This window comes from Pseudoneobacillus rhizolycopersici, from assembly GCF_054786815.1.
Window position 1 is genome coordinate 98,480 of sequence record NZ_JBTOOE010000013.1, and the last position, 21,361, is coordinate 119,840.

Genomic DNA, 21,361 nt, shown 5'->3' on the forward strand with positions numbered 1-21,361 from the left:
TATTTAGATGATGGCATTGCTGTACAGCTTGTACTTGGTGGAATTACGAAAAAATTGCAAGGGGAAAAGGAGAGTAATGATAGCAGCTTCGAATAAATATAGAGATGAGGATTTTTAGATGAATGTTAAAACATTTCAAGCAATCAATCACCTAGCAGGAAATCATCCGATATTGGATGCAATAATGATTTTTGTTACACAAAACGCTCTCTTTATTTTTGCTTTCATATTATTATTCATGTGGTTCTTTGGAAATGAAAAATATAAATATACAGTTGTTTATGCCGCTCTCACGGGAGCACTTAGCCTGTTCATTAATTTTCTTATTGGCCAAATTTATTTTGAACCTCGTCCTTTCGTAACCCATCATGTAAATATGTTAATATCTCATGCTGCGGATGCCTCCTTTCCAAGTGACCACACAACAGGGGCGTTTTCATTGGCGTTTGCCATTCTCTTGCGGCATCGAAAAATTGGCTTCATGACAGTATTAATTGCTGCTTTAACAGGTTTTTCACGTATATACGTTGGTCATCATTATCCACTTGATGTTCTCGGGAGTATCCTTGTTGCGCTTTCGGTAAGTCTGATTGTATTTAAGGCATCTCGTCTTCTTAGGTCGATTCCCAATGTCATTATTAATATGTATAACAAAATATTTGGAGTTCCTAAAAATAAACGTTTTGAACAAAAAAATATGGGCAACTTTAAATAAGTAGCCCTTTGAAATTAGGTAATGGGTGTAAAAATGAATTCGGAAAATAATTGGTATAGAAGATTAGATCGTACAATTCTTTTGATATTAATATTGTTTTTTATTTTAAGCTTAGTTTTTATTTATAGCAGTCAGCAAACAGGTCAGTATGGAGCACAAAATTTTGCAATGAAACAAGGAATCAATTATTTAATTGGTTTTTCATTATTAATTTTCGTTGCAAAGCTTGATATAGATCAAATTGAAAAGATCGCTTGGCCTTCCTATATTGCGTTATTTTTTATCATTGTCTTTTTAAAATTTTCACCGGAATCGATCGCTTATCCAATATTAGGGGCTAAAAGGTGGTTTATGATTCCTTATGTTGGCTCCATTCAGCCATCTGAATTTTTTAAAATCGCTTTGATTTTAGTTGTCGCAAGAATCATTTCTAAACATAATAGCGTTCACATTTTTAGAACCATTCGTACAGATATTTTATTAATAGGGAAAATTTTATTAATATCCATTCCGCCATCTTTGTTTGTCTATCAACAGCCAGACACTGGGATGGTTATGTTATATTTTATTGCCATCGGAAGCATGCTGTACTTATCTGGGTTAAATAAAAAGATCATTGCAGCTTTTATCTTTACTTTTATCCTCTTAATTGGATTACTCGTATATTTATATTTCTTTAAGCAAGAGGTAATTTATCAACAATTAATCCCCTTGCTTAAGCCCCATCAACAGGAGCGAATCATTGGCTGGATAGATCCAACGGGAAACGGTGATCAGGCATATCAAGCTATGAAATCTACACTTGCAGTTGGAAGTGGAGGAACGTTTGGAAAGGGATTGCTAGAGGGGAACGTATACATACCCGAAAAGCATACTGATTTTATTTTTGCTACCATTGCTGAAGAGGGAGGATTTTTATTAGCTACTATCGTTGTAACCTTATTCTTCCTGCTCATTTATAGAATGATAGTCATTGGGTTTTCTTCGGAAACGTTATTTGGGACTTATATTTGTGCAGGCGTAGCCTTTAGTCTAACTGCCCAAATATTCCAAAACATCGGCATGGTTATTGGAATTATGCCTGTCAAAGGAATTTCCCTTCCATTTTTAACCTATGGAGGGAGTTCGTTATTTTCTAACATGATAATCATGGGCATTATTTTATCTATCAGAAAGACATTCGGTCAATATATGTTTTCAAAGAATAGTTCTTAGCACGCATATTGGGACAACTTTTTTCTCAAAAATGAAGATCCCAAGAACATTTAGGTAGAAATGGTAGGATTTTTATCATTCCATTTGGGAATGGAGGTTTTTTTATGACAACTAAAGAGACAGAGGATCAACTAACTTTAAAGGTTATTAAATCATTAAAAGAAGGAAAAAAACAAGATTTCCATCAAATATTAGAGGAACTTCAACCCTACGATATTTCCTTGATTTATACAAATTTACCTGAAAAGCATCACACTCGATTCCTTCTTTTTATGAACTCTAATCAAATAGCAGAACTAATACAAGAACTCGATAATGAATATCAACTAGAGGTTCTTACACTGTTAGGAATTGAAAAATCTGGTCAAATAATGGATCTAATGGACAATGATGATTTAGCATCCTTACTACAGGATTTATCGCCTGATAAAATTGAGGAACTTCTTTCAGGCATGAAAAAAGAAGAATCAACCATTGTACAAAACATCATGAATTATCCTCCTGAAACTGCAGGACGATTGATGACAAATCGATTTGTTTGGATTCCACAGAATTATATGGTACGAGAAACGGTAGAAAAATTAAAAACGTTTGCTGAGTTTTCAGAAACATTGAATTACTTATACGTCATTGATCATGATAAAAGTCTAGTCGGTGTAGTATCCTACAGAGATTTAATTTTGGCTGACGAACATGAAAAAATACATGACATTATGTATAGCAGAGTGATTTCAGTTTCTGCGGACACAGACCAAGAAGAAGTAGCTCGATTAATTGAGCGTTACGATTTTGTATCCATCCCGGTTGTCGAAAACAACATTCTGGTGGGGATTGTGACAGTAGATGATATTATTGATGTCGTTATTAAGGAAGCAACGGAAGACATTGAAAAGCTTTCTGCGTCAGGTAAAGCAATCGATTTTGATACGAGCGCCATTGTGGCAGCTTATCGTAGGCTTCCTTGGTTAATTTTACTACTTTTTATAGGTGTAGTTTCAGGAACAATTATTAGTCAGTTTGAGGAAACTTTGTCAAAAGTAGTGGCACTTGCCTTTTTTATGCCCATGATTGCAGGAATGACAGGGAATACTGGAACACAATCTTTAGCTGTCGTTGTTAGAGGGCTGATTACACGTGATGTTGGCAAAAAAGTCGTATTCCGATTAATAATTCGTGAATTTAAAGTAGGTTTAATCATTGGAATTGCTTGTGGAATTTTAATTTCAATCATTGCCTTTGTATGGCAGGGGAATCCTATACTGGGTTTAGTAGTAGGTAGTTCGTTGATTCTAACTTTGATTATAGGGACTCTAGCTGGTACTGTTATCCCTTTAATCTTATATCGGTTTAAAATAGACCCAGCAGTTGCGTCGGGTCCATTAATTACAACGTTAAACGATATACTTTCACTTCTAATTTATTTTGGAATGGCGACCCTATTTATTTCTTATTTAACGTGATTCATTTTTGGATAAATGAAGCTTCTTTATAGATCCGATTAGGACACGGTCTTCGCATTCCAGCTGACAATACCACCAGACAAAAAGTTATGATTAATGAGTTGAAAGAAATAAAATCCAATTATATATGTAAAGCATAGTGATTGTTCAACCAGAACAGTCGCTTTTTTGTGTATTGCGAAATGTTAGCAAACAAAAAATTGAATAATTATGGTAAAATTAGGATTTGAGTAGCGGTTTTATGCTGAAAAAAACAAGCTCTGATATACCTAAAAGGGTGATGATTATGTATAAAGTTTTAATTGTTGAAGATGATCATAAGATGAGAAATTTAATGGGGCAATACTTGGCAAAATGGAATTTTGAAACCATTCTAGTAGAAGAATTTGAGAATATTGATGGGCATATGCTAAAGGAACAACCCCATCTTATTCTTCTAGATATTAACTTACCAGGATATGATGGATTTTATTGGTGTAGTAAGTTACGTCAGCTATCAGACATACCCATCATTTTTATTTCATCACGCTCGCAAAGTATGGATATCGTCATGGCTATGAACATGGGTGGGGATGACTATATTCAAAAGCCTTTTTCTCTTGAAGTGTTGGTCGCCAAAATAAACGCCGTCCTACGCCGGTCTAATGCCACGCCAAATAAGGAAAATGATCTACTTTCGATCGGTGAACTAACTCTTAATCTGCAAAACTCCTTTGTTTCGTATCAAGGAAAAGAAGCTTCCCTTACGAAGAATGAATTCCAAATCTTGTACCTGCTGATGAAAAGGGCAGGGCAAATTATCTCGCGGGATGATCTCATGAGAGCATTGTGGCAAAATGAGCAATTTATCGATGATAATACTCTCACTGTTAATGTAACGAGGCTGCGGAAAAAGCTTGAGGCTCTGGGTGTAGAACATGCCATTATGACTAAAAAAAGACAAGGATACCTTTTACAATGAAATGGAAACATTATCTCTTTGATCAGCCTTTCCTACTTCTTACTTTTTTCGTTTCCATGGCGATCACATCCATCATCATTCTCCTTGACCCAAACATAAACATTCACATTAGCAATCTTTTCTATTTATTGCTGATATTAGCCTTGCTGTTTTTCCTTTTTTTACTTGTGGATTACCTAAGAAAAAAGGGATTTTATCAGGAATTAAAGGAGAAAACAGAAGTGGGAGGAACGTTGGATTTCGATACCATTCATAGGTATGATGAGAAATTCACCATTCAACTATTAAAAAATCAGAAAGAGCAATACGAACAGCAACTTTTACGATTAAAAAATGAGCAAAAAGAATGGTATGAGTATATGACCTCTTGGGTTCATGAAATCAAAACACCGATATCCGTGAGCCATATGATATACGAAACGGAACAGAGTTTAGATAGCTTAGAGGAGGAAATGGGGAAGATCGAGCATTTAGTCGATCAGGCTCTTTATTACACAAGAACGAGTCATTTCAGTAAGGATTATTTTATCCAGGAAATGAATGTGGAACAACTGATCAAGGAAGCCATAAAGGGGAATCACAAGTTATTCCTATCGAAAAAGATAAAGCTTCAATTAGATCTAACAGAACTAGAAGTCTTAACTGATAAAAAAGCACTTCTGTTTATTATGAACCAGTTCCTATCAAATGCATTAAAGTACACGCCTGTTGGCGGCGAAATTTCCATCCGGATTCAGGAAAATGAACGAAAAATCATCATCCGTGATAATGGGATGGGAATACCTGCGGAGGATTTGCCGCGAATTTTTGAAAAAGGCTTTACCGGAAAAAATGGTCGGCATATCGCTGCGTCAACTGGTTTGGGATTATATCTTGCTAAAAAAACAGCTGATAAAATAGGGCACCAACTGTCCCTTTATTCAAAAGAAGGGAGCCATACCGAGGCCATCGTCCAATTTTCCAAAAACGTTGATTTTTTGCGTGATGAATTTAATCATTTTAGCGAGGAAAGGACGTGAGTAAGTGCTCACGTCCCTTCTTAATCATAGTTCACTATCGTATTGTATTTTTTTACTGCCATCAGGTAATAGCCGAAATAGATGGCCATATACACAGCAATTGTGGTTAAGAACGGCAGAAGCATATTGATCTGCGCAAACCTTGACAGGGCCGTGAGGATGACGGAACTATTTGGGATGGCGATGATTAATGGAAGCAGAAAGACTGGTAATAACTGTTTGGCAATGGCACCCTTCATTTGCTTTTGGCTCAGGCCAATCTTGCGTAGTACCTTAAAGCGTCCTTGGTCAGCGGTTGCTTCAGTAAGCTGTTTGTAATACAACATGCTGCCGGTCGCAAGTAAGAAGACAACCCCTAAAAAGGCACCGATGAATATTAACAGCCCATACGTTTGAACCCCCACCTGATATTCCTGATAGAAAGAGGAAAAGTAAAGTGGCTGATCATTCATGCGAGCGGCATGAAGGACTACTTCCTCCACTTTTCTCACAAGTTCGTCCATTGAACTTTCATTTTTCAGTTTGTATATTTGCATGTGTTTTACGTCGGCATGGGCTTTTATCTGCCTATACTGGTCATCATTAATGACCATCGGAAAAGCAGAATAACTTTGATTTAACAAATGTTTTTTATCATAGTGTTGAATGGTCAGCTTCGTTTGGTCCGCAAGTACGATCGTTTTGCCCGTGTACGGGTCCTTATTTTGATTCAAATTCATATCATTGAAAACAACCGCATTACTCTCCCCGATGACCTCCACGTAATCGATCCCCATTTTCTTGGCTAGGCGCTTGTAATCTTTTTGAGAGATGAGAAATACAGGAAAACGGTCCGGCCATCTTTCCGTCGAGGTAAGATCCCCTTCAATCTCTATATACTCCAGTTTGTCAGAGAAAACAATGGGATGATTCTCGCTAATCTTGATGATTTTTGCAACTTGCGCATCACTTTCTGTACTTTGGGAGTCATACATAATACTTAATGGATAGTGCATGGCAGCTTCGGAAGTCAAATTGTGATGAAATCCGAATATGGCTCCTAATACGAACAGGGTCATCGTGGTTAGGGAGGCAATAACCGTTAGAATTCGAACATTTCCTTTCATCCGAAAGCGAAGATGTGAAATGCTGACCAAATTGGTCCCTTTCCAATAGAGTCCTCGCCAATTTTCAACAAAGTCAAGAAAAACATGGAACACTGATCGGATAAACAGAAAAGTTCCAATCAGCAAGAGTAGTAGGGAGACAAGGACCGCTGCAAAGCCATATTCCTGATAAATCTCAGCATTGTTAGGCAACAGCAGAACGTAGTAGCCGATTCCAAGGAAAAGGAGTGCTCCCAATGCCGCCAACTTCGACGCCTTTTTCTGCCCGTCCCCTTGTTTGTCGGCCTTTAACAGTTCCAGTAATGTATAACGGTATATCATTCGGTAATTACGGACGGAGGTTACCCCTATAATAGCCGCAAACACTAAAAATGTTTGTATGACTGCCTTTGTGGATAGGTCAAAATTGGCGTTGATTGAAAATCCCATTAATTGAATAAGAATCATTGCAAACAGCTTCGATAACAAAGCGCCAATTGCGATTCCTGTCCCAAGGGCAGCTAATCCCATAATCACGTTTTCATAGAAAAGGAGCTTTGCCACCTGTTTCTTGCGCATTCCGAATAATGAATATAAGGCAACTTCTTTCTTACGCTTTCTTATGAAAAAAGAATTCGAATACAGAATAAAATTGGCTGAAAAGATCATTAGTAAAACGGATGCTGCCATGAAAGCTGGCTGTACTTTTCCAAGGGCAGTGGCAGATTGAATAATTTGCTCATTGTACTGAAGTGAGACAAAGGTAAAGTAAATCACAATGCTAAGCACCATTGGATAAAAATAGAGCAAATACTGTTTCGTATTCTGCTTCAAATTCTTCTTCGCAAGACTAAATAATGTCATGATGTCCACCTCCCCCAATGGTGGCGAGGATATCAATGATTTGTCCGAAAAACTGTTTTCGGGCCCGTTCGCCTTTTCTGATTTCTGTAAAAATCGACCCGTCTTTAATAAATAGGACCCGATTTGCAAAGCTTGCTGCAAAGGCATCATGAGTAACCATTAAGATCGTCGACTGTTGAACTTCGTTTAATTTTGCCAAGGTTTCGAGCAGCATATAAGCAGACTTGGAATCCAGTGCACCAGTCGGTTCATCTGCAAAGATCAAACTAGGATTTGTAATAATTGCCCTTGCCACTGCGGTTCTTTGCTGCTGCCCACCAGAAATTTTGGAAGGATAAGATGATAGGATATTTTCAATTCCTAGTGACTTTGCCACTTTTTTTACCCTTTTTTCTATTTCGGTTGGTGGAACATTTGACAATGCAAGGGGAAGAATAATGTTCTCTTTCACTGTCATCGTATCGATTAAATTGTAATCCTGAAAAATAAACCCTAATTTTTTTCTTCTGAAATCTGCCAATCCTTCCTCGTTTAGCCAAAGGATCTTTTCGCCATCAATGGTTATTTCTCCAGAAGTGGGTGCATCAATGGTAGATAACACATTCAATAGTGTCGTCTTACCTGCGCCAGACGGGCCCATGATGCCGACAAATTCCCCTTTACTCACTTGCAGTTCAATATCATCCAATGCAGTATGAATATTCCCTTTTAATCCAAAAACTTTATTAATATTGGTCGCTTCTAAAACGATTTCTTTTTGCATTTTTCATCATCCTTTGCTTTTACCTTATATCCTCACTATAAAAGAAATCAAAGAAGGCAACCATAACCTAACCTTACAATTTATCCTTGATTCTTACATATTTGTAAGTTGGAGTAATTATTTATGGAGGGTAGTCCAAGTAAAAACGAATACTATGATAATATGGGGGTATAGATTTTGATAGGTAGGGAAGGTAGAGGTGGACGTAAATTAACAAAGACGGCCCCTTCCTTTATAGATAGGAGCCTTTTCAACAAATTGTAGGTGAAGCAGATATCTCCAGAGAGGTTTGTTCAACAAACGGATGCTTTTTTAACAATATCAACCGATATAACCGTCTTACAGTTATGAGCTGGATAACAATCCATTGCCGGATGTAAGTAGATTCCACGCCATTTTCCTGTTGATTGATATCCTCGTTCTTGCAATTCACTTTTCATAGTTTCATAAACTTCTTCAGAGTCCTTATAGTTACCAACATGAAGTTTTTGTGCCGTCAAGGAAGGAGGGCGCTTCACAAATGAAATGGTAGGTAAGTCTTTCACTCGCAAGTTTTGCTTTACTTTTTCTATTGCTCGTTCATACATTTCTTCGGTAGCGCGATCCGATATTAACATCATTTGATCTACCACCCACTTATCATCGTTAATCTTTTCACGCCAAACAATTTCTGGTGGCATTAGTTTAAATTTATATTCAAGTTCTACTTTAGTGATTTGTTTTAATTGATTGACGACTTTCCAAGCTAGCCATCTTTCGTCGATTGGTTCGGGTCTCCCGTCCCAATCCATATTATAAGAAGTGACCATTCGCTGTGAAACGTATGTCAACTCTGGTAACGGCTGAAACACTAATTCTTCTGTTTTCGGTAGGTAAATTTCTGGATACTTTTTTCGATAATCATAGGTCTTCAACATTCAATGCCCATCTCCCTATTTTGTTTATGTGACATGAACTATAATGGTTGGTTTTACTTAAATATCTTTTAAACTGTTGTATTTCCCTATAAATGTAAAGCATATCAATCATTTTAACACAAATTTTTGAATGTTGAGACTAATCCGTGAAAGAAATAACTATTGGTGATGGACTGGTATCGATTTTTTATTAAAACTTTATTAATAAATAAACCTTGAAGATTATTTGGGTGGTAGCGCTAACAAAAACAAAAAGATAAGGTGGGGTTCCTATGTGGTTGCTAATAGGATTAATATTATCGGGTACTGCATTAGGTTTCGGATTTAAATATATAGTTTTAAAAAGAGCGATTGGTATAGATAGTGGGGCATTGATAAAGGCAGAATCTCTGTTAGTAACCTGCACTAATTGTCATGCCAGAATGAAGCGCCAAAAATATGGGCATCAATGTCCAAGCTGCAAGAAAAGTTTCTAATAAAAATGATGTGCGAGTTGGAGGATTTAGACAAAAAAACCGGGTAGTTTTCGCCCGGTTTTTCTTAATAGATAAGAATTTATCTAATATTAAACTTCCATCTGATATTTTGAATGTGTGGTCATTCATTATGGGTTGTGGTAGGAATCATTTCTAAACGTTTTCTAGAGACAATCCTTCCCTTGAAGTTTTTTTTGCTTTTTTAATAAAAAACGTAGCGTTTTTTTCGATTTTTTTGTGATTAGACTAAAATTTCACTCAAAAACGACTTCATTTTAAGAAAAATCTATATTTCTCTGAAAAATAATCGGTATTTATGCCCAACTTTTTATTGATATGCCCAAGTTCCAGCACATATGCCCAACTTTTAAAATATATGCCCAACTTTTAAAATATATGCCCAACTTTTCGGCACATATGCCCAACTATTAAAATATATGCCCAACTTTTCCGCGATATGTCCAACTTTCAGACCATATGCCCAAGTTTTCCCTGATTTGCCCAACTTGGAACGGTCTTGTCCAGCCCACAACCTACAAGGTAATTTTGAACACTCGCTAATCCAATAAGAACCGGGCGGATGATGCATAGTTCCGCCCAATACCAACAGGCCAGTTATCTGATCTGCACTTAAGATTCTAGGCTGCAATATCTCGTTTATGAAACGTAACCCAAGATATCAGATTAAAACCAATAAAATAGATGATTAGCATGATGATGGAAAACGTCATGGTCATTCCTTCTACCATCGGAACGCCATCAATGTATTGCGTTAAATCGGTATTCGCAAACAAAATGTATTTGGCCCAATCAAATTTTTGTGCGATTAAGAATGTGACTTGGCTGCCCATAAACATTAAGAAAATCGCTAAACCAATGGCTAAGGAGGAGCTTCTAAACACCGATGAAACCATAAATGCAAATGTGACCATCATAATGAGTTGGATAGAATTCAGACCATAAACACTTAAGATGTGCATGAAAATGGAAACTTCGACTACTTTACCATCTTTGTATGCCAGATGAGAGATATCTAACTGGTCGAACCCATAGGCAAATCCACCGGAAATCATGGATGTCACCAAGAGAATCGCGAGTAACAATAAAGCAAATAAGATTGTAGAAATATATTTAGATAATAGAATTCTAGCCCTGGAAGCTGGGCGAATCATCAGTAATTTGATTGTTCCCCATGAAAATTCTGCAGCAACCGATCCGGCAGCAACGATGACTGTAAATAAGGTAATTAAGATAATTATTCCGGCAGATTCCAATGTAAAGCCCCATAGTGTTCTACTTTCAATTGGAGCAATATCATGTTCCAAACGGTATTCATTAATAGCTAGCTGCTGTTTTTGCATTTCTATTAATGTTTTATTGAAATGAGGAGGATTTTCAATATTTTGCTCCAACTGTTTTGAGTTAGCGGCTACTTCAGTTTTCCAATCTGATTTCGTTTCACTACCAAACGTAACATTTAAAATGGCCGTAGCAATAATCGCTAAAAGAAGTAATCCAACCATCACCCATGTTCCAACACGACGATATATTTTCATATTTTCATTTTGAATTAATGCAACTAAACTAGCCAATACTTGACCCTCCTGTCAGTTCAAGGAATCGATCTTCAAGTGATTTCTTTACTTGGGCAATTCCATAGATTTGTATATTGTTTTCCACAAGTACTTTCACAAGCTGTGGAATTTCTTCCTTTGAAATTGGCAATTGGAGACCTTCTTCTGTCTGCTGGGATTCAATCTCTAAATGATTTTTTATCAATTGAGCTGCTAGAGTTTGTGGTTCGACTGCCAATAAATAAATATCTGAATCAACGTTATTAACAAATTCATTAATAGCTTTTACTTCCACTAATGTTCCTTGCTGAATAATGGCGATTCGGTCACACATCATTTCCATTTCAGAAAGTAAATGGCTGGAAACAATGACTGCTAAGCCTTCTTCTCTTGCCAGTTTTCTTAAATAGTCTCTAATTTCACGTATCCCTGCTGGGTCTAAGCCGTTTGTAGGCTCATCAAGTATCAATAGTTTTGGGCGATGCAGTAAAGCTTGCGCTAAGCCAAGTCGTTGTCTCATCCCGAGTGAATAAGTTTTAACTTTGTCATGGATTCGATTCTCTAAACCAACTAATGTAATCACTTCGTCGATTCTTTGTTTCGTGACTCCTTTTTGCATTCTTGCAAAATGAATGAGATTTTGATAGCCTGTTAAAAATTTATACATCTCAGGATTTTCAACGATACCGCCTACATTTACAATCGCTTCTTCATAATTATTTGTAATGCTTTTTCCAGAGATGATAATCTCACCTTCTGTGATTCCCATTAATCCGACCATCATTCGAATCGTGGTTGTTTTCCCAGCACCGTTTGGACCTAGAAAACCAAACACTTCTCCAGGATAAACATCAAAGGTTAATCCTTTAATGATTTCCTTTTTGCCAATTTTCTTTTTTACATTTCTTAACTGTACGATCGATTCCATTTCTAAACCTCCCTGTTCGTATTTAGCCTTTTAAACCACTCTAAAATACTTAAACCTGTCGTTTCGTGAATTTCAAAGACCTCTTGTTTGGCAATGATTTCACCATTTTTCATGACCATGACTTCATCAAGTAATGGTTCTACATCAGCAATTTCATGAGTTGTGATAATAATCGTTTGCTCTTCTATATCGACAAAGGAAAGTAGTCCTTTGATAATCGATTCCCTTACCATCGGGTCCATCCCTGAAAAAGGTTCGTCTAACAAAATGTAAGGTACATTTCTGCCTAAAGTAATGGCCATTCGCATTCGGCTTCTATTCCCTTTTGAAAGGGAGTTAACCTTGACATTTCCTGCTAATTTCATAAAATCAAGGATTTCATAAGCCCTATTCCGGTTAAAATCGGGAAACTGAGAAGCAAAATATTCAATTGTTTCGGAAACGGTAAACCCAGAATAATAGACATCTAGTTCAGATAAATAGGCAATTTTCTCGACACTTCTTCTAGTAACGGGTATTCCGTTCATCGTAATTTGTCCTTTTGTAGGTTTAACCAGTCCACACATAAGTTTTAAAATGGTCGATTTCCCACTGCCATTTTCTCCAATAAGCCCAACGATTCCACCTTTTCGAACCTCCCATGAAAAAGGCTTTACGGCGCAAAGGGAACCATATGTCTTCGTAACATTTTCAAATTTGATCATGCGGATTCCCTTCCTCTTCGACAATTTTTTGAACGGCAGCAATCATCTCTTTGATGGTAAAACCTAATTCCATCATATTGGTAGTGAAGACACGCACGAGATCTAACACGATTTCATTTCTTAGCTCATTGAGAACACCTTCATTTTCGGTAACAAAGGTCCCTTGCCCGCGTCGTGTCTCCACTGTCATCATCCTCTCTAATTCGCTATAGGCCCGCTGTACCGTATTGGGGTTAACGCCTGATTGAACCGCCATCTCTCTTACAGAAGGGAGCTTCTCACCTAATTTTAATTCTCCTCGGATAATCTGCCGATGGATTCGGTCGACAAGCTGCAGATAAATGGGTTTTGTTCCATGGAACTCTTCGCTCATTTTTTACACCTCTACCTTCTTATCAATGACATAGCAGGAAAAGAAGAATAGAAAAAGGTATTTTCCAACTTGGTAGACGATATCGCCAACATATATAATCGCTTGTTTATTCACACTAATAGAATGAGTTGTGATATCGATCGTCTTGTTGATCGGTACATTGATTTGGAGCCAATTAGTAGCTGTCGCAAACCATACTGTTTGTTCCAGAAAACTTGTCGCTAAATAAAGGACGACAATGATAATAATGAGTGATAAATTTTGAAACCTTCGAATGTATTTCTTTTGCCATAAATTGATAGCTGTACAAAATAAAAAGATGATTCCAATTGACAGTGAGGAGAGAAATAACATGATGGTTACACTAATAACGTTTCCAACAGTAAAAACGTCAGCATTCTTAAAATCCGCTACATTCCAATCGAAAGCATATTTTGTGGCTATGGCAATGATGATAAAAGAAAAGATGTAGCCAACAGTGGCGACTAACAGTTTTGCTGTAACAAGACTGGTCACTTTCTGAGGTGTATGCAGCCAAAGTTGTAGCTGTTTTGTCTCACCATGAAGACTTATTCCGAAAATAATTGGAATATAAAATATATGCAGAAAAAGTAATCCACTAACGCCAAAAAAATAATAGATCGGTTCAAAGATTCGAACACTTACGAGATAGCCGGCGACCAGTAGGGTAAGTAAAATCACAATGCCGATAAATATGTGCACTCGAGAAAGCTTCCATTCCTTTTTTAAAAGCCCATAAAAGGCATCCATAAAATCGCCTCACTTTATTATTGTGTATCGGTGTTCTAGTTAGATAGTATACTAATACATAAGAACATGCAATACCCATTTTTATAATATTTTCCAAATAAGTAATAGGATGTTAAACGGATGCACTTTGGTATATTGTTAGGGGGAGAGAATGGGTTATTGACAATTTGAATAATGAATAGCATTAAAAAAAGAACCGAGCTTTTTTGCCCGGTTTTGAACAGAACCTATCCAGAGTTTTTAATCCAGCTCGTAAACCTTCGCCTATCATTTTCAGCGTTTCGTGGATATTTTCGTTTTGTTGATTTAGCATGGCCATTTGTAGCCTTGCCCGTTTAAAACAATGCCAATAATAAGAAGTGACGCTCCTACGAAAAATATCCAAAAATATTGGAGGTAGGCACCAGATTATAGAAAATCCAAGTCCTATCTAATGCAAGTGAAAACTTAATGATGCGCCTTTTCAAGAAACAATTTTATCCCAAAACCGATTAATATTGTTCCTGTGATTCCTTCAATGATACTTTGGGTTTTGGGTTTTTTCATAAAAGCACTAATCTGATTGATTAAGTGGACAAAAAGGATAGACCACAGTGCTGTCATTAAAGTATAAGTAGCACCCATAATAAGAAATGGTAAAAAGGTATTGCTTCCTGAGCCAATAAACTGAGGGAAAAAGGATAAGAATAATACAGCGGTTTTAGGATTTAGGATATTTGTAAGAAACCCTTGCTGAAAACAAGATGTGCTTACAAACTGAATTTTATTGTTTGTCTTAACGCTTGTTGTTTCCTCCTTTTTCTTTAAAGATATTAATGTTTTTACACCAAGATAGATTAAGTAAACAGCACCCACATATTTTATGAAAGAAAAGAATAACGCCGATTTCATAATGATGGCTGAGAGTCCTAAGACAGCGGCAGAAGTATGGATAAGAAGGGCACAACAAGTACCAAAAACTGTTTTAAGACCTCCTTTTTTTCCAAAGATGACAGTATTTTTTGTAGTTATTGCAGTATCGGGACCAGGTAAAATGATAAAGAAAAAACACATAAGGACAAACAGATAAAAGTTTTCCACTTTAGGATCTCCCTCCTGCTTATGGTAAGGTCTGGATATATGATTCTTTCATTTTATTATATATAAAGCCCGTTATTTGTTGAATATATATATTTTCTAAACATAAATCCGCCAAATGAACGATGTGGAAGTTGCTGGATACTCTGCCACGATTGAGAAGGGATTATAGGTGCATATATCGAATACTTCTAAATAAAAAGTTTTGATGGAACAATCTGTAAGGAAATCAAAAAGTGATTTATTAAGTAATTCTAAAAAAGAAGGCTATTAAACAATATTTTCTGGGAAAATATTAATTTTAAAATTGGATGGGGAAATCAAAAATGACTAAAGATTTACTCGATATGGAGTATTCCTTTAAAGAATGGCATGATAACTATTTGTCTAAGTGGAATGATGCAATGATGACCGGTGATACTGCTGGTGTGGAGCAAATGGACCCAGGGTATTATGTAACATTTTTTACTAATAAAGAATCGAAACCGACTTATTATACGTATGACGAAGCTATAGATGGAATGCGTCAATCTGTAAATGCGCTTATTGGTACAGAGAAACGTTTTGAAAATAGGATTATCCGGATGAAAAACAATGAAAATGCAATCGTATTCTATGAACAAGTTTTAGTTAAAGAGGGAAAAGACCTTTCAAGATTATTTACTACTGAAGAATGGCAAATTAAGAGCGATGGCTGGGTTATGGTCAGGGAAGTAGATTTGGTGGTAAGATAACGGAATAACCCATCTGATTTTCAGATGGGTTTATTATAAGGCATAAGGGATAAATTAGATTAATTTGGAATGACTATTTATGATAGTAATGATTTACCGCACTTTGAGCAAAACTTATCTTCACTGCTTGCACCGTTACCGCAATTAGAACAAAATTTGTCTTGAGCATTTAATCCAGCTCGCAATCCTTCGCCCATCACTTTCATCGTTTCGTGGATATTCTCTTTATGTTGATTTAACATTGTCTTTTGAAATCTTGCTCCATTTAAAACGAAGCCAATAAACAGTAGTGGACCACCTACGAAAAACATCCAAAAATATTTTGGCTCTTCCCAAGTACCTAATGTAAAAAAGTCGTAACCTGCAAATCCCATCATCCCTATACCTAATAGAAGTAGAAACACACCGAAGTTTTGCATCTCATCACCTATCCTCTTTTGGTTAACAGAATATACGGATAGAAGAAACATAGGTTTCAAAATTCAAGATTTTCACTTAGCTTTATTTATTTCGAACGCTTTCAGAAAGAAATCGAACACTTTTGCCAATTTATCGAACCTTTTTAAACGGCTATCGAACCAATTTACATATAAATCGAACTATTTTACATATAAATCGAACTATTTCACATATCTGTCACAAATAAAGAATTACTCTGTACAAAAAATAGCAATCAAATTAGCAGAACTGGTATAAAGAGTGTAGCTTGCTCAGTCCCCGCATTTAACTATTCTTCAAAATAAACCCAACCATCGCCGTCTTCAAGGTTTCCGGCTGTTCAAAAATGGTGACATGGCCGCATTCTGGGATAATCACATATTCGGCGTTTTGAATGTTCTCAACCAGAATATCAGCAAACTTTCGTGGTGTGAGTACATCATTTTCACCTAGGACAACTAGTGTCGGGCAGGTAATCCTTCCAAGCTCTCCAGTTAAATTCAGATCATTCACATAAGTATCATATAGGCTAACCTGCCCCTTAAAATAACTAGCATCAATTTCATTCATCAACTTCGCTCGTTCGGCTAAAAACTCCTTATTTTTCGCCACAAACGAATTGTAATATAAAGAGGGAACGGCACCCCAGAAAAAGGCTTCGCCATCCTGCTGTTTTGCCAAGTGCTTCCATCCTTCAACGAATAATTTACTAGTTTCATCCACCTCACTGGCAGCATCTATTAAAACCAAGCTCGCAACCGCCTCAGGGTAGTCAATCGCAAATCTCATCCCAACTTCGCCGCCGTAAGAGGTGCCAACAACATGGACTTTCTCAATACCCAATTTTTCTAAAAGTTTTTTGCTATCTTCCGCGTGTTCCTTGAAGCTATAGGGCCCTTTCGGTTTGTCGGATTTCATTTGCCCCTTAAAATCATGAAGGACAATTCGATAGCCAAGCTTTTCAAAAAACGGGTAATACAACGACCAACTAGATGTAGTCGTCATCACACCATTAAGGAACATAATCGTATTCGGAGCATCAGGACTTCCATAAGTTTCGTAGTAAAGATTGTTTCCGTTAATGTTCATCACTGCCATTCTCACAACCTCCTAAAAAATAGAGCTGAATCGATAGAATCAATCCAGCCCACCATAACTCTATTACAAGACTACTCCGCCATCCACACTGAGAACAGAACCAGTGATATAACGTGCTTCATCGGAAGCCAAGAAGGTATAGGCATTTGCGATATCTTCCGGTTGGCCTAACATGCCAAGGGGAGATTTTCCTTTCATCATATCGAGAACTTTTTCAGGCATTTTTTCGACCATAGGAGTCATAATAAATCCTGGTGCCACTGCATTGACGCGAATTCCAAACCGGCCAAGCTCCTTTGCCCATGTTTTCGTCATCCCAATCACGCCCCACTTGGTTGCGGCGTAGTTGGTTTGTCCAAAGTTTCCATATAGGCCAACGACAGAAGAGGCATTTAAAATGACACCATTTTTTTGCTCCTTCATGTACTTGGCAGCTGCTTGAGCGACGTTAAAAACACCTTTTAAATTCACATCAATAACCCGATCCCATTGAGCTTCTTCCATCTTAATTAATTGAGCATCAGCCGTGATTCCGGCATTATTAACCACAATGTCAACGCTTCCAAAATGCTCGGCCGTATCTGATACCATTTTTTCTACCTGCCCTACATTGGTTACATCGACAACCATCCCGATTGCTTTTCCACCAGCTTCCGTGATCGTCTGAACGGTCTGATTAATATCTTCGCTGTTCACATCAGCAACCACAATCTTTGCCCCTTCTTTTGCAAACTTAATAGCTGTTGCTTCCCCAATTCCTCTTCCTGCGCCAGTGATAATGGCAACCTTATCTGCTAATCTCACAAAATATCCCTCCAAATTGAGTAGTTTCTATTTTCTCTTGCAAGAATCTTGCCAATTTCATTGTAGCATTAGCAGTAGGAGTATAGGTTTTATTTAAAGCTCAACTTTGTCGTAAAATTCAGACAGTGTATGAAATTCAGACAATTGAGTTGGAATTTGTGCTAATATGGTAAAAAAGACCAACGTTTTACAGGGAGGTTTTTATTTTATGGGGTTGGAAGTATCGAACGTTGTCACAACTATTGATTTAGAAATACTAGGTTCGCAAGAATTTCTTCATACAATGGAAAAGATTTTTGATCCGATTGGGGTTCCTATCATTTTAATAGATAAAGAAACAAGAGTCCGGATGATTAATCAGATTTTTGCGGATTATTTGGGATTTTCAAAGGATGAAATCATCGGGAAGCTAGTCCTCGAGGTGGATGAATTTTCGCGGTTTCCTTATGTGTTTAAAACGAAAAAGCCGGAGATTGCCTGGAAGCATAGATTTAAAAATGGCAAGACGGCAATCGTCCATCGCATTCCGGTCCTTGATCAAAATCAGGAGGTCGTCTACGGCTTCGGATTGCTGCTTTTTCAAGATGTAAAGGAATTCAAGGATATTATTGAAAAAAACAAGCTGCTTGAAAGTGCACTCAACTATGCAAAGGAACAGCTCGTGCAAATCCAAGGAGCTAAGTACAGCTGGGAAAATATTATGGGCACAAGTGAGAAAATAATTCACGCCATCTATATGGGTAAAAAGGCTTCGCATACCATTTCAAATGTATTGTTGTTAGGGGAAAGCGGGACCGGTAAGGAGTTATTTGCCCATGCCATCCACCATTCCAGTAACAGAAGCCATGAAAGCTTTATTAAGGTGAACTGTGCGGCAATCCCGGCAGACTTACTGGAATCGGAGCTATTCGGCTATATGGAAGGCGCGTTTACTGGGGCAAAAAAAGGTGGGAAACCCGGAAAATTTGAGTTGGCCAATCACGGAACGATCTTCCTGGATGAAATAGGCGATATGCCACTGGCGATGCAGGCGAAGCTGCTTCGTGTTCTTCAGGAGAAGGAAATTGAACGGGTCGGAGGGGCTAGAACGATTCCGGTTGATGTTCGAGTTATTGCTGCAACAAATAAAAGTTTGGAAAAACTGATTGCCGAGCGACAGTTCCGCGAAGATTTATTTTACCGGCTAAATGTTATGTCAATTGAGATTCCACCGTTACGCGAGCGCGAGCAGGATGTCGCCGAAATCTCGATGAAGCTGCTTGAAAAGCTTTCGGACAAGTTAGGTGTCCATGTTTGCGATATTTCGGAAAATGCCATGGAGCATATCCTTCACTACAAATGGCCAGGAAATGTTCGCGAACTGGAAAATGTTTTGGAGCGCGCCATCAATTTAACCGATACCGATACCATTCATACAGACCATTTGCCATACACGATTACGAAATCGAAAAGGGTCCAAAAGATAACCAATAGGCAAACACTGAAGAGTATTTTGGAGGAAACGGAAAAGGAAATCATCCAAAATTGTTTAGAGGAGTTTCATTATAATAAGGTGAGGGTCGCTGAAGTTTTAAAAATAAGCCGATCAAGCCTATATGATAAGATGGAAAAATATCAGTTGGAAAGGTGTTTGTCTTGATTGTTAGGAGTGTCGGAAAATCGGACAGTTGATTCTGAATTCAAAAAGGGGCTTCGAGAAAATGGGGTCTATTCATTTGCCAAAACCCTTTCATAGTATCTTTTTTCATTAACTAGCCGTGTTTCTCATTAATATTGGCACATAAATTGCAAAACAATTATGACCATCAAGGGATCTGGCAGTGAAGATTTAAGGAGGGGTTTCACATGACGGTACAAGTAGGAATTTTAGGAACGGGGATTTACATCCCGACACCAAGAATGACTGCTAAGGATATCGCTGATGCGACAAAGGGTGTTTGGACGGAAGAAGCGATCATTGAAAAACTAGGAATCAAGCAAAAGCCGCTTCCGGATCAAACCGACGGCACTCAGGAGATGGGAGTTAGAGCAGGACTAGCGGCAATTGAAAATACTGGCATCGATCCGAAGGAAATTGACTTAGTCATCTCGATTGGTGAGGAGTGGAAGGAATATCCGCTTACTACTACTGCCATTTATATTCAGGAAAAAATTGGCGCGACTCATGCATGGGGCATCGATTTACAGCAAAGATGCTGTACGGCCGTATCTGCGATGAAGATTGCCAAGGATATGATGATCGCCGATGAAGACATACATACAGTCATGATTGTTGGTGGTTATCGCAATGGTGATTTTGTTGATTACACTGACCGGGCAATGTCAATGATGTACAATCTTTCTGCAGGCGCTGGGGCAATTATTTTAAAGAAGAATCTAGGTCGCAATTTATTACTGGGCTCTCATATCATGACCGACGGAACGATGGCAAGGGATGCCGGGGTGGAATTTGGCGGTACCGAAAAGCCAATAACAACCGAAAACCTTCAAGAAGCCTATAAGTCTTTGCGGTTATTTGACGAAAAGCATATGAAGGATCGCTTAAATGAAGTGTCGATGCCAAATTGGATTCACTGTATCGACCGTGCCTTTGAAAAATCCAAGATTGCAAAGGAAGAATTAGGTTATCTTGCTGTGCTTCATTTTAAATACTCGATGCATAAATATTTGTTGGACTTACTAGGGCTAACGGAGGATCAATCGATTTATTTAAGCGAATATGGACATATGGGCCAGGTTGACCAAATCCTGTCTTTACACTTAGCTATACAACAAGGCAAGGTGACGGATGGAACCGTTATTTCCATGATTTCAGCAGGGATTGGTTATGCCTGGGCGGCGAATGTTATCAAATGGGGACCTATTGAAAAGTGAGAGATAGGTTAAATGACAAATCCAAAGGAGAGAAACCTCTCATGGAAACTACTAGATATGTAATTCTATTATCTATGAATCCAGGAAAAAGTTTTACCGAAGAGTTAGTCAAGGAACACGTCGCTTTCTTGCGAGAGTTGGACGAAAGCGAAAAACTGGAGCTTTGTGGTCCCTTTACTGATTATGAAGGTGGGATGATTGTTGTTCGTGCTAACTCTTACGAAGAAGCTGTAAGAATAGCCCAATCTGATCCTTTTATTTCGAGTGGGACCGAAACCTTCGAAATCCGGACTTGGAAACTGGCAGACAAAGAGAATAATTATTTATTGTAAAAATTTTGTTGGAGATACCTCTCTACGACAGTTCCGGTTAAATAGCTGATCATTTTGTCGTAGAGAAGACGTCTCTACGACAGTTTTGTTTAAATAGCAGGTCATTTTGTCGTAGAGGAGGGCGTCTCTACGCCAGTTTTGTGTAAATAGCAGGTTATTTTGTCGTAGAGAAGGTGTCT

The 21,361-nt window shown here is 37.7% G+C and carries 22 protein-coding genes; 10 read left to right on the forward strand and 12 right to left on the reverse strand.

Going from position 1 to position 21,361, the window contains the following annotated elements:
* Positions 1-118 precede the first annotated feature (118 nt).
* The 5 genes from ACX9YW_RS14260 to ACX9YW_RS14280 all read left to right on the forward strand — a co-directional run bounded on the left by ACX9YW_RS14260 (position 119) and on the right by ACX9YW_RS14280 (position 5,370).
* Positions 119-715 carry an undecaprenyl-diphosphatase gene (locus tag ACX9YW_RS14260; RefSeq protein WP_460347486.1) on the forward strand — a complete coding sequence of 199 codons (597 nt, stop codon included), beginning with the start codon at positions 119-121 and terminating at the stop codon, positions 713-715.
* 33 nt (positions 716-748) lie between these two features.
* A complete protein-coding gene (locus tag ACX9YW_RS14265; RefSeq protein ID WP_460347488.1) occupies positions 749-1,930 on the forward strand; it encodes an FtsW/RodA/SpoVE family cell cycle protein in 1,182 nt (393 codons plus the stop codon).
* A 104-nt stretch (positions 1,931-2,034) separates the two neighbouring features.
* Positions 2,035-3,390, forward strand: a complete 1,356-nt coding sequence (gene mgtE / locus ACX9YW_RS14270) for a magnesium transporter (RefSeq protein ID WP_460347490.1) — start codon at positions 2,035-2,037, stop codon at positions 3,388-3,390.
* A 286-nt stretch (positions 3,391-3,676) separates the two neighbouring features.
* Positions 3,677-4,351, forward strand: coding sequence for a response regulator transcription factor (locus ACX9YW_RS14275; RefSeq protein WP_460347492.1), 675 nt, complete (start codon positions 3,677-3,679; stop codon positions 4,349-4,351).
* Positions 4,348-5,370, forward strand: coding sequence for a sensor histidine kinase (locus tag ACX9YW_RS14280; protein WP_460347494.1), 1,023 nt, complete (start codon positions 4,348-4,350; stop codon positions 5,368-5,370). Before ACX9YW_RS14275 ends, ACX9YW_RS14280 begins: the two co-directional genes overlap by 4 nt.
* 20 nt (positions 5,371-5,390) lie before the next feature.
* On the opposite strand, the gene ACX9YW_RS14285 is transcribed toward ACX9YW_RS14280, so the two are convergent.
* From ACX9YW_RS14285 to ACX9YW_RS14295, 3 genes are all read right to left on the reverse strand, one after another.
* Positions 5,391-7,319 carry an FtsX-like permease family protein gene (locus ACX9YW_RS14285; RefSeq protein ID WP_460347496.1) on the reverse strand — a complete coding sequence of 643 codons (1,929 nt, stop codon included), beginning with the start codon at positions 7,317-7,319 and terminating at the stop codon, positions 5,391-5,393.
* Positions 7,306-8,082: an ABC transporter ATP-binding protein gene (locus ACX9YW_RS14290; protein ID WP_460347498.1), complete on the reverse strand. Its 777-nt coding sequence runs from the start codon at positions 8,080-8,082 to the stop codon at positions 7,306-7,308. Before ACX9YW_RS14290 ends, ACX9YW_RS14285 begins: the two co-directional genes overlap by 14 nt.
* Before the next feature lie 293 nt (positions 8,083-8,375).
* On the reverse strand, positions 8,376-8,999 hold the full coding sequence (locus ACX9YW_RS14295) for a hypothetical protein (protein WP_460347500.1): 624 nt from the start codon (positions 8,997-8,999) through the stop codon (positions 8,376-8,378).
* 272 nt (positions 9,000-9,271) lie between these two features.
* Here ACX9YW_RS14295 and ACX9YW_RS14300 point away from each other — a divergent pair, with 272 nt between their 5' ends.
* Positions 9,272-9,475 (forward strand): hypothetical protein, encoded by a 204-nt coding sequence (locus ACX9YW_RS14300; protein ID WP_460347502.1) that lies wholly within the window; start codon positions 9,272-9,274, stop codon positions 9,473-9,475.
* A gap of 638 nt (positions 9,476-10,113) precedes the next feature.
* On the opposite strand, the gene ACX9YW_RS14305 is transcribed toward ACX9YW_RS14300, so the two are convergent.
* From ACX9YW_RS14305 to ACX9YW_RS14330, 6 genes are all read right to left on the reverse strand, one after another.
* Positions 10,114-11,067 carry an ABC transporter permease gene (locus ACX9YW_RS14305; protein ID WP_460347504.1) on the reverse strand — a complete coding sequence of 318 codons (954 nt, stop codon included), beginning with the start codon at positions 11,065-11,067 and terminating at the stop codon, positions 10,114-10,116.
* Complete coding sequence (locus ACX9YW_RS14310) at positions 11,060-11,977, reverse strand: ABC transporter ATP-binding protein (RefSeq protein ID WP_460347506.1); 918 nt, start codon at positions 11,975-11,977, stop codon at positions 11,060-11,062. The genes ACX9YW_RS14305 and ACX9YW_RS14310 overlap by 8 nt, the downstream gene beginning before the upstream one ends.
* A gap of 2 nt (positions 11,978-11,979) precedes the next feature.
* Positions 11,980-12,681, reverse strand: coding sequence for an ABC transporter ATP-binding protein (locus ACX9YW_RS14315; RefSeq protein ID WP_460347508.1), 702 nt, complete (start codon positions 12,679-12,681; stop codon positions 11,980-11,982).
* Positions 12,668-13,054, reverse strand: a complete 387-nt coding sequence (locus tag ACX9YW_RS14320) for a GntR family transcriptional regulator (RefSeq protein WP_460347510.1) — start codon at positions 13,052-13,054, stop codon at positions 12,668-12,670. The genes ACX9YW_RS14315 and ACX9YW_RS14320 overlap by 14 nt, the downstream gene beginning before the upstream one ends.
* Before the next feature lie 3 nt (positions 13,055-13,057).
* A complete protein-coding gene (locus ACX9YW_RS14325) occupies positions 13,058-13,825 on the reverse strand; it encodes a hypothetical protein (RefSeq protein ID WP_460347512.1) in 768 nt (255 codons plus the stop codon).
* A 447-nt stretch (positions 13,826-14,272) separates the two neighbouring features.
* Positions 14,273-14,878, reverse strand: a complete 606-nt coding sequence (locus ACX9YW_RS14330; protein WP_460347542.1) for a LysE family translocator — start codon at positions 14,876-14,878, stop codon at positions 14,273-14,275.
* Positions 14,879-15,228: 350 nt separating this feature from the next.
* Between ACX9YW_RS14330 and ACX9YW_RS14335 the strand changes: the two genes are divergently transcribed.
* The gene (locus ACX9YW_RS14335) at positions 15,229-15,636 is read left to right on the forward strand and encodes a hypothetical protein (protein ID WP_460347514.1); all 408 of its coding nucleotides are present in this window, start codon (positions 15,229-15,231) and stop codon (positions 15,634-15,636) included.
* Between the two features lie 77 nt (positions 15,637-15,713).
* Here ACX9YW_RS14335 and ACX9YW_RS14340 read toward each other — a convergent pair whose 3' ends face one another.
* The 3 genes from ACX9YW_RS14340 to fabG all read right to left on the reverse strand — a co-directional run bounded on the left by ACX9YW_RS14340 (position 15,714) and on the right by fabG (position 17,976).
* Positions 15,714-16,055 carry a zinc ribbon domain-containing protein gene (locus ACX9YW_RS14340; protein ID WP_460347516.1) on the reverse strand — a complete coding sequence of 114 codons (342 nt, stop codon included), beginning with the start codon at positions 16,053-16,055 and terminating at the stop codon, positions 15,714-15,716.
* Between the two features lie 304 nt (positions 16,056-16,359).
* Positions 16,360-17,172 carry an alpha/beta fold hydrolase gene (locus tag ACX9YW_RS14345; protein WP_460347518.1) on the reverse strand — a complete coding sequence of 271 codons (813 nt, stop codon included), beginning with the start codon at positions 17,170-17,172 and terminating at the stop codon, positions 16,360-16,362.
* A gap of 63 nt (positions 17,173-17,235) precedes the next feature.
* The gene (fabG, locus tag ACX9YW_RS14350; protein WP_460347520.1) at positions 17,236-17,976 is read right to left on the reverse strand and encodes a 3-oxoacyl-ACP reductase FabG; all 741 of its coding nucleotides are present in this window, start codon (positions 17,974-17,976) and stop codon (positions 17,236-17,238) included.
* 208 nt (positions 17,977-18,184) lie between these two features.
* Here fabG and ACX9YW_RS14355 point away from each other — a divergent pair, with 208 nt between their 5' ends.
* The 3 genes from ACX9YW_RS14355 to ACX9YW_RS14365 all read left to right on the forward strand — a co-directional run bounded on the left by ACX9YW_RS14355 (position 18,185) and on the right by ACX9YW_RS14365 (position 21,182).
* Positions 18,185-19,615: a sigma-54 interaction domain-containing protein gene (locus ACX9YW_RS14355; RefSeq protein WP_460347522.1), complete on the forward strand. Its 1,431-nt coding sequence runs from the start codon at positions 18,185-18,187 to the stop codon at positions 19,613-19,615.
* Between the two features lie 206 nt (positions 19,616-19,821).
* Positions 19,822-20,850 carry a 3-oxoacyl-ACP synthase gene (locus tag ACX9YW_RS14360; protein ID WP_460347524.1) on the forward strand — a complete coding sequence of 343 codons (1,029 nt, stop codon included), beginning with the start codon at positions 19,822-19,824 and terminating at the stop codon, positions 20,848-20,850.
* 41 nt (positions 20,851-20,891) lie between these two features.
* Positions 20,892-21,182, forward strand: a complete 291-nt coding sequence (locus ACX9YW_RS14365; protein WP_460347526.1) for a YciI family protein — start codon at positions 20,892-20,894, stop codon at positions 21,180-21,182.
* The last annotated feature ends 179 nt before the right edge of the window (positions 21,183-21,361 follow it).

Bases quoted from the DNA above. Each gene is read 5' to 3' on its own strand.
- ACX9YW_RS14340 (WP_460347516.1), bottom strand. From the start codon at position 16,055: ATGCAAAACTTCGGTGTGTTTCTACTTCTATTAGGTATAGGGATGATG.
- ACX9YW_RS14360 (WP_460347524.1), top strand. From the start codon at position 19,822: ATGACGGTACAAGTAGGAATTTTAGGAACGGGGATTTACATCCCGACA.
- ACX9YW_RS14290 (WP_460347498.1), bottom strand. From the start codon at position 8,082: ATGCAAAAAGAAATCGTTTTAGAAGCGACCAATATTAATAAAGTTTTT.
- ACX9YW_RS14265 (WP_460347488.1), top strand. From the start codon at position 749: ATGAATTCGGAAAATAATTGGTATAGAAGATTAGATCGTACAATTCTT.
- mgtE (WP_460347490.1), top strand. From the start codon at position 2,035: ATGACAACTAAAGAGACAGAGGATCAACTAACTTTAAAGGTTATTAAA.
- ACX9YW_RS14365 (WP_460347526.1), top strand. From the start codon at position 20,892: ATGGAAACTACTAGATATGTAATTCTATTATCTATGAATCCAGGAAAA.
- ACX9YW_RS14345 (WP_460347518.1), bottom strand. From the start codon at position 17,172: ATGGCAGTGATGAACATTAACGGAAACAATCTTTACTACGAAACTTAT.
- ACX9YW_RS14260 (WP_460347486.1), top strand. From the start codon at position 119: ATGAATGTTAAAACATTTCAAGCAATCAATCACCTAGCAGGAAATCAT.
- ACX9YW_RS14355 (WP_460347522.1), top strand. From the start codon at position 18,185: ATGGGGTTGGAAGTATCGAACGTTGTCACAACTATTGATTTAGAAATA.
- ACX9YW_RS14320 (WP_460347510.1), bottom strand. From the start codon at position 13,054: ATGAGCGAAGAGTTCCATGGAACAAAACCCATTTATCTGCAGCTTGTC.
- ACX9YW_RS14280 (WP_460347494.1), top strand. From the start codon at position 4,348: ATGAAATGGAAACATTATCTCTTTGATCAGCCTTTCCTACTTCTTACT.
- ACX9YW_RS14310 (WP_460347506.1), bottom strand. From the start codon at position 11,977: ATGGAATCGATCGTACAGTTAAGAAATGTAAAAAAGAAAATTGGCAAA.
- ACX9YW_RS14325 (WP_460347512.1), bottom strand. From the start codon at position 13,825: ATGGATGCCTTTTATGGGCTTTTAAAAAAGGAATGGAAGCTTTCTCGA.
- ACX9YW_RS14330 (WP_460347542.1), bottom strand. From the start codon at position 14,878: ATGTGTTTTTTCTTTATCATTTTACCTGGTCCCGATACTGCAATAACT.
- ACX9YW_RS14275 (WP_460347492.1), top strand. From the start codon at position 3,677: ATGTATAAAGTTTTAATTGTTGAAGATGATCATAAGATGAGAAATTTA.
- ACX9YW_RS14295 (WP_460347500.1), bottom strand. From the start codon at position 8,999: ATGTTGAAGACCTATGATTATCGAAAAAAGTATCCAGAAATTTACCTA.
- ACX9YW_RS14315 (WP_460347508.1), bottom strand. From the start codon at position 12,681: ATGATCAAATTTGAAAATGTTACGAAGACATATGGTTCCCTTTGCGCC.
- ACX9YW_RS14300 (WP_460347502.1), top strand. From the start codon at position 9,272: ATGTGGTTGCTAATAGGATTAATATTATCGGGTACTGCATTAGGTTTC.
- ACX9YW_RS14335 (WP_460347514.1), top strand. From the start codon at position 15,229: ATGACTAAAGATTTACTCGATATGGAGTATTCCTTTAAAGAATGGCAT.
- ACX9YW_RS14285 (WP_460347496.1), bottom strand. From the start codon at position 7,319: ATGACATTATTTAGTCTTGCGAAGAAGAATTTGAAGCAGAATACGAAA.